The 278-nt window shown below is 69.1% G+C and carries 1 protein-coding gene; it reads left to right on the forward strand.

Features of this window, described 5'->3' with window-relative positions:
• Positions 1-23: 23 nt before the first annotated feature.
• On the forward strand, positions 24-278 hold a 255-nt coding region (locus tag MKD49_RS25885), incomplete at its 3' end, for a phosphatidylglycerol lysyltransferase domain-containing protein (protein WP_252697725.1).

Below are 278 nucleotides of genomic sequence, written 5' to 3' on the forward strand. Positions count from 1 at the left end.
TGCTGCGTGGCGGGCGCCGCCCGATGCCCGCAGCCGATGCACCCACACTGCGGACGCTGGCACCGATTCTGGCCACCAGCACCGATACGCAGGCCTGCCTGGCGCTGACCGGCGACAAAGCGTTCCTCCTGGATGAGCAGAGCAGCGGCTTTGTGATGATGCAACGCTACGGCGGCTCGCTGATCTCGATGGGCGACCCCGTCGGCTCGCCGGAGGTGGCGCGTGCGCTGATCTGGCGCTTCCGCGAAGAAGCCGACCACATGGGGTTGCGCCCGGTG

The sequence above is a fragment of the Herbaspirillum sp. WGmk3 genome, from assembly GCF_023952535.1.
Lineage (GTDB): Bacteria > Pseudomonadota > Gammaproteobacteria > Burkholderiales > Burkholderiaceae_D > Herbaspirillum > Herbaspirillum huttiense.